Genomic DNA, 6,930 nt, shown 5'->3' on the forward strand with positions numbered 1-6,930 from the left:
ATTTTGGCAAAACATGATGAAACATATATGCCACCTGAAGTGAAAGAATCCTTAGAAAAATCTGGCATCGTGATTGATGAAAACTCCAGACATCCTGGCTCACAACCTTAAGGAGCCCACATGTTACCATTTGGCGAATTAGCACTTTATATTGCATTAGCAGCATCTTTATTACTGCTGTTCCTACCCATAGTAGGATTAACCACTCACAATATTCAATTGATGCGTACAGCAAAACCACTGACAGCTTGGGTTTTCTTTATGCTTTTAGTATCTTTCTTATGTTTAGGTTATGCCTTTTACATCAATGATTTCAGTTATGCTTATGTATTCAAAAACTCCAATACTCAGCTTCCTGCAATTTTCAGATTTACAGCAATCTGGGGCAGCCATGAAGGATCTGTATTACTTTGGGTTGTGACATTATCATTGTGGATGTATGTTTCTCTATTCTTTATGCGTAAATTGCCCATTGAATTAACAGCCACAACACTTGCAATTTTAGGCGCAATTTCTGCGGCATTCATTGCATTCGTTCTTTTTACATCCAATCCATTTGATCGTATGTTGGATAATCTTGCGTTTGATGGCCGTGACTTAAATCCATTATTACAAGACGTTGGCTTAATCATTCACCCACCATTATTGTATATGGGTTATGTTGGTTTTGCGATTCCTTATGCGTTTGTTTGTGCGATCTTAATCAATGGTTATATTGATCGTACAACAGTTCGTTGGTTACGCCCTTGGGTCTTAGCCGCATGGGGATTCTTAACTTTAGGAATTGCTGTTGGTAGTTGGTGGGCTTATTATGAACTAGGTTGGGGAGGCTGGTGGTTCTGGGATCCAGTTGAGAACTCATCTTTGATTCCTTGGATTTTATCTACAGCTTTACTTCATTCATTGATCACGACAGAAAAACGTCAAGTATTCTCTGTTTGGTCAGTGTTAATGGCAATTTTATGTTTCTGTTTAAGTGTATTGGGCACATTCTTAGTACGCTCAGGTGTTTTAACATCTGTTCACTCATTTGCAGCTGACCCTCGCCGTGGCGCAATCATCTTGATGATTCTTGCGATGGTTGTAATATTTGGTATCGCATTATTGCTATTCCGCTCTGGTCGTATTCGCCAGCAATCTGCTGTCACTTTAATTTCTAAAGAAACAGGCATTTTATTGAACAATATATTCTTATCTGTTGTCTGCTTCATTGTTGTTTTAGGTACATTATATCCGCTGATCATAGATATGTTAGCCATTGGTAAAATTTCAGTTGGCCCTAACTTCTTTAATAAAACAGTCAACCCTTTAGCAATGTTCTTATTAGTTATTATGGGCATTACACCAATGGTTCGTTTTAAAAAGGATCAGTTAAGCCGAATTAAAAAACCACTCATCATCATGGCAGTGGCTTCGTTAATTATGGGACCATTATCGAATGCTGCTTATGTGATGTATGTCAATAACTTAAGCCATAATAATGAGCCTGCATTACCATTGATCAATCCGATGGTAACTTTAGCACTCATTCTCTGTTATTGGGTTTTCTTTGGTATTTTGGCTGAGATTGCGCTACATAAACCTAAAAATGCAAGCTTCATCAAAGGTTTCTTCTCTCAATCATTATCTCGCATTGCCATGAACTTAGGGCACTTTGGTACAGTTGTCATGATCATTGGTATCACAATGACAAGTTACTACAGCGTTGAAGCTGATCGTTTATTGCGTGTTGGTCAAACTGAAGCTGTTCAAGGCTATGATTTTAAATTGGAAAATCTCCAAGATATTAAAGGACCTAACTACACAGCAACTAAAGGTACATTCTCTGTTAGCTTCCAGGGTGAATTCTTGCGTATGATGTACCCAGAAAAACGTGTTTATGCAGCAAGTGGCATGCCCATCAGTGAAGTTGCATTGCGTGCATCTCTCTTAGATGATCTCTATATTGCATTATCAGAAGAACGCCCAGGTCAGAGTTGGGCAATTCGTCTATATGTTAAACCTTTCATTCGTTGGATTTGGTTAGGTGGCGTCATCATGGCTATTGCAGCTGTGGTTGCAATGTTCAGCTTACGCAAACCTGAACGCTCTGAGAAATAAGGAGTTCATATGAAAAAACCTGTAATTGTTGGTATTACCGTTGCTGCTTTAATGGGAGTTTTTGGCTTCTTCTTCATTACGTTAGGCAATGATCCAAGCAAATTGCCTTCACAATTAGAAGGCAAGCCATTACCTGAATTTAGCGCGAGTAAGCTCTCTGCACCTGGATCTATCGCACAAATTTTAACCAATGAGGACATCAAGGGCCCTGCCCTTGTGAATATATGGGCAACATGGTGTCCAACTTGCCGTGATGAACATGAAACATTGAATGTTTTAAAAACTCAGGGCATCAATATTTATGGTGTAAATTATAAGGATGATCCTAAATTAGCATATGAATGGTTACAAAATCTTGGCAATCCTTACTTATTCAATTTCTTAGATATGAGTGGCGCTGTTGGTATTGAACTCGGCGTTTATGGCGCACCTGAAACATTTTTTGTGGATAAAAATAATGTGATCCAATACCGTCATGTAGGCGCAATCTTACCTGATATTTGGAACAGCAAATTAAAAGCAATCTATGAATCATTGGATGCTAAAGGAGCTCAACCATAATGAAAAAGTTATTAATGCTCGCGTTATTCTTGGGCACTGTTGCCACAGCAAATGTAAATATTTATCCATTTGAAAGCACTGTTAATGAAAAACGTTTCAATTCACTCATTACAGACTTACGTTGTCCAAAATGTCAAAATCAAAACCTCGCTGATTCAGATGCACCATTAGCCAAAGATTTGAAAGATCGTGTCTATGATATGATCAACGATGGCAGAAGCGATAGCGAAATTCTAACATTCATGGTGGATCGTTATGGTGATTTTGTCTTATATACGCCACCCGTTAAACCTATCACATGGTTTTTATGGTTTGGTCCTGCCATTATTTTAATAGGCGTGCTCATCATCATTTTTACGCGCCGTCGTAAACCTGCCGTTGAAACTGTCCAACCTTTATCACAATCAGAAGCAGAGCAATTGGCTGAGCTGTTAAATAAAAAGGATACTCATCAATGATTTTCGCATCTTTTCTCCTTTTCGCGTTGACAATATTGGCAATCTTTTATCCGTTAACTCGTTCAAAATCAGCACAGCAAGAAGTTACCTTACAAGATATTTATCAAAAAAATTATCTTGCGACAGAAAAACGCTTATCTGCTGAATTAGCTAATGGACAACTCACACAAGCAGAATATGACATTCAAAATGCAGAAGCTGCACGTGATCTATTAAAAATCAGCCAAAAAAATGGTAAAAACTTATCTCAACCAGCTCGTTTATTGGTTGTCCTTATTACCTTACTCTTTCCTTTATTAGCCATTGGTGGCTTTTGGGCATACTCTTATACACCAGAAACACGCACATTTGATACAGAACGTGCACGCCTAATCAATGAGTTCACAGAATGGCGTGAAGTAATTCCAACCTCTGAATTGGACTCATTGAATGGTATTTTAGCGATTGAGCCTCAACCTCGTGATCCAGAAATTTTTAATCAATTAAAATATGGTTTTCCTGCTCTGTTTTTTATGAGTGCAAAAGATACACATGACAATATTCCAACATTAAAATTATTGGGTAAATTGTTATATGATGTGAAATGGCTTAGTGCATCTCACGAAGTTTATACTCGTGTTTTATCTTTATCACCAACTGATTTCATTGCCAATGCAATGATCATTGATATTGAAATGCAAAGCTCTAATAATAAGATTACACCTACCATTCAAGCAAAAATGGACCGTTTCTTTGCATTGTATCCTGCAGAAACTTCTATGCGTGTGATGTATGCCCAAGCCTTGTATGACAATCAAATGATTGAAAAATCTGTCGAACAATGGCGTATTTTGCGTGAACTCTTTGCTCAAAATAGAGACCCATCACGTCAAGAGCAAGTGCAACAAACATTGCAAGCAATTGATATGATTATCACTTCTGTCACTCAGCAGGCAATGGAAACAACACAAGTACGCAACTATGTGATAAATTTACAAACATTTGCAGACTTAGATTGGGATAAATTATCAACACCATCCATCTTAACGCTTTATATGATTGATCAAGAAGATAATACTTCTGTGGCTTATAAAGAAATATTGATTACCCCAGATACACAATTACCAACAGAATTAGCATTGAATGACTTTAATCGCTTTGATGATGTCAAAAATCCTATTCGCAGCTTTGAACATTTAGCTGTGTTTGCGGAAATTACTAATATTGTGAATGGTGAATCTGTGTATGTCACAGATCTATCGCAATTGGCAAAAGGTGCTTATGAAAGTGCTGTTATGTTTGAAGTTAATTCAAAAAACCGTAAACGCTCTGAACCAATGCAAAAAACTGTTGATTTAGTCAATGCACAAAAAGATCAACGCTTCCTTATACAAGTTAATGCGCCTAATGTGGACTTAAGCACATTACCTGAAGAAGCAACATTAAATCTATTCATCTCTCCAGCAGGTTCTCGCATGCCATTGGCTGCTAAGAAAATTCCTTCAGCAAAAAACTTAACTTTTCCGTTAACCATTGCAGTAACTGATGCTAATAAATTAATGGAAGGTACACCAAGCTTATTTACTATGGAAAACCTTGAAATTGGCGGTCGCTTGAGCATGGGCAGCGATGTTGTAGGCAAAGCAGGTGATATTGAAAGTACTAAACAGATGATCTCGCCTAGCAAAGTTAATATCATTACATTAGATCAAATTCGTGAAGAATCCAAAGCTTCACCTATGGTGCAATAATAATGGCATTTTCTGAGTTCAGATTAACCATTGAAGATGTCAGTGCTACACGTAATTACCGTAAGGTATTTACCCCTGTTTCACTGACATTACAAAATGGTATGAGCCTTTATATTGAAGGTGAAAATGGCGCAGGCAAGACAACTTTCCTGCGTGTTGTTGCTGGCTTAAACAATATTTATTTGGGCAATATTCTCTATAACGATGTTGATCGTAAAGAGCTTGCTCATACTTATCACCACAATATTCTCTATGTCGGGCATGCACTTGGTTTAAAAGAAGATCTCACAGCCTTTGAAAATATTCATGCGATGCTCAAAATTCAAAATGTGCAACGTACAAACGAAGAGATTCGATCAGTGTTTGAAATGCTTTCTATTCCAACACAAGATCGTGCCATTCGTTTTTTGTCCGCAGGGCAAAGACGTAGGGTTGCACTATCCAGATTATGGCTAGAACCCAAAACTATTTGGATTCTCGATGAACCATTCACTGCGTTAGACAAACGCTCTATTGAGATTTTAGAAACAGCCATTACAGAACATTACCAAAAAAATGGTACAGTTATCTTCACTTCACATCAAACACCCTCAGAAGGTGTGTATAATCATCACCATATTATTGAAAGCTACAGGAAAGAATGAGTGTATTCACTGCGATCATTCAACGTGATCTACAATTAGGCATGCGCCAACGCACAGAGTTACTGACTCCTATGATCTTTTTCTTGATCGTTGTGAGTCTATTTCCACTCGGATTAGGGTTGGATAATGAAAAAGTCATGCGTGATGTTTCACCTGCCATTTTATGGATTGGTGCTCTATTATCGAATATGTTGATCATGGATCGTTTATTTAAAAGTGATTATGATGATGGCTCATTAGAACAATTAATGCTGTCAGGATCACCATTAGTTATCGTTGTATTCGCCAAGATCATTGCACATTGGTGTTTAACAGCCGTACCACTCATTATTGTTTCACCAATTTTAGGCTTAATGCTCTATTTTTCTGTGCCACAAGCACTAGAAACCACATTTCTTTTACTCATTGGCACGCCTATTTTAAGTTGTATTGGTGCCATTTGTACTGCTTTAACACTACAATTAAAACGTGCAGGCTTATTATTGAGTATCATTGCACTACCATTATTCTTACCCGTACTAATTTTTGGCGTACAGGCAACATTACGTATTGTTGAAGGCCATTCTGTGATCGGTTTCTATGCCGTATTCGCAGCCTTGGACTTAATTTCGCTTGCTGTCGCCCCTCTGATTACAGCTTTTGCACTGCGCATCAGCCTTCATTAAATTTTCTTGAGTTTTACATGACAAAACAAACATTCCCTTCCACAACCATGGAATATTCCGAGCAATTACCACCATTGGTACATTCATGGATTTTAACCATTATTTTGGATTTAGGTGGCCATCGTGAATTTATCCATAAAGATTTTTTTAGCGATGATCAATTAGCAACTGCCCTTTCATTGGATAAATGGATCAACCATAAACCCCCATTGAATCGGGCAGATATTTTAAACTCATTACGCGAACAGCAAGAAATACTTTTAAGTGCTCCTGATTTACTCACAGCAGCATACAACGAAGATCTTCGTCATAATCTAGATAATCTTAAAACTTTAATTGATTTATCTGATGTGGAATGCGCTTTATTAGAGTTCACATTGATCACTTACAATGAAACATTGCTGAACAATGCTTTGGATTTATTAGGTGCCATCAGCTCAGATCAAATGCATCGTTTCTTATCTATTTTATTACAAAAAACGCCCCAAGATATTCGCACAGCATTTGCATCGGATGGTACATTAGCACGCACAGGTTTAGTTCGTGTGCATCATGGCCCTTCTCTATTCTTCCGCGGCAAAGTGGATTTGTTATCCCGCAACTTTATTGAAGCAATGTTTTCACATGAAACAACGCCATACAATATATTGAAAGATGTGGTTTCTAAATCTAAGCCAACAAAGTTAACTTTAGATAATTTCGGTTACTTAAAAACTGAATTATCTGTATTAGTGCCATATTTACAACATGCTTTAGATCATAACCAAAAAGG

At 37.5% G+C, this 6,930-nt stretch carries 6 protein-coding genes and 1 pseudogene; all 7 read left to right on the plus strand.

All coding sequences use genetic code 11. The annotated features are described in order from the left end of the window. Positions 1 to 120 precede the first annotated feature (120 nt). Positions 121 to 2,100, plus strand: a complete 1,980-nt coding sequence (locus BZK14_RS06095) for a heme lyase CcmF/NrfE family subunit (protein ID WP_077925661.1) — start codon at positions 121 to 123, stop codon at positions 2,098 to 2,100. 9 nt (positions 2,101 to 2,109) lie between these two features. Then, positions 2,110 to 2,661: a DsbE family thiol:disulfide interchange protein gene (locus tag BZK14_RS06100; protein ID WP_077925662.1), complete on the plus strand. Its 552-nt coding sequence runs from the start codon at positions 2,110 to 2,112 to the stop codon at positions 2,659 to 2,661. Further along, positions 2,661 to 3,119 (plus strand): cytochrome c-type biogenesis protein, encoded by a 459-nt coding sequence (locus tag BZK14_RS06105; RefSeq protein WP_077925663.1) that lies wholly within the window; start codon positions 2,661 to 2,663, stop codon positions 3,117 to 3,119. Before BZK14_RS06100 ends, BZK14_RS06105 begins: the two co-directional genes overlap by 1 nt. Next, entirely contained in the window at positions 3,116 to 4,849 is a 1,734-nt protein-coding gene (ccmI, locus tag BZK14_RS06110) for a c-type cytochrome biogenesis protein CcmI (RefSeq protein WP_077925664.1), read from the plus strand. The genes BZK14_RS06105 and ccmI overlap by 4 nt, the downstream gene beginning before the upstream one ends. A 2-nt stretch (positions 4,850 to 4,851) precedes the next feature. Further along, complete coding sequence (gene ccmA, locus BZK14_RS06115) at positions 4,852 to 5,493, plus strand: cytochrome c biogenesis heme-transporting ATPase CcmA (protein ID WP_077925665.1); 642 nt, start codon at positions 4,852 to 4,854, stop codon at positions 5,491 to 5,493. Then, positions 5,490 to 6,158 (plus strand): heme exporter protein CcmB, encoded by a 669-nt coding sequence (ccmB, locus tag BZK14_RS06120; RefSeq protein ID WP_077925666.1) that lies wholly within the window; start codon positions 5,490 to 5,492, stop codon positions 6,156 to 6,158. The genes ccmA and ccmB overlap by 4 nt, the downstream gene beginning before the upstream one ends. A 17-nt stretch (positions 6,159 to 6,175) precedes the next feature. Next, a pseudogene (locus BZK14_RS06125) lies at positions 6,176 to 6,930 on the plus strand (ATP-binding protein); the annotation flags it as partial.

It is taken from the genome of Wohlfahrtiimonas larvae (assembly GCF_002006755.1).
Taxonomy (GTDB): Bacteria; Pseudomonadota; Gammaproteobacteria; order Cardiobacteriales; family Wohlfahrtiimonadaceae; genus Wohlfahrtiimonas; species Wohlfahrtiimonas larvae.

What these genes read in the sequence shown, in the direction of transcription:
- BZK14_RS06095 (WP_077925661.1), top strand. Translation starts at nt 121, where the DNA reads ATGTTACCATTTGGCGAATTAGCACTTTATATTGCATTAGCAGCATCT.
- BZK14_RS06100 (WP_077925662.1), top strand. Translation starts at nt 2,110, where the DNA reads ATGAAAAAACCTGTAATTGTTGGTATTACCGTTGCTGCTTTAATGGGA.
- BZK14_RS06105 (WP_077925663.1), top strand. Translation starts at nt 2,661, where the DNA reads ATGAAAAAGTTATTAATGCTCGCGTTATTCTTGGGCACTGTTGCCACA.
- ccmI (WP_077925664.1), top strand. Translation starts at nt 3,116, where the DNA reads ATGATTTTCGCATCTTTTCTCCTTTTCGCGTTGACAATATTGGCAATC.
- ccmA (WP_077925665.1), top strand. Translation starts at nt 4,852, where the DNA reads ATGGCATTTTCTGAGTTCAGATTAACCATTGAAGATGTCAGTGCTACA.
- ccmB (WP_077925666.1), top strand. Translation starts at nt 5,490, where the DNA reads ATGAGTGTATTCACTGCGATCATTCAACGTGATCTACAATTAGGCATG.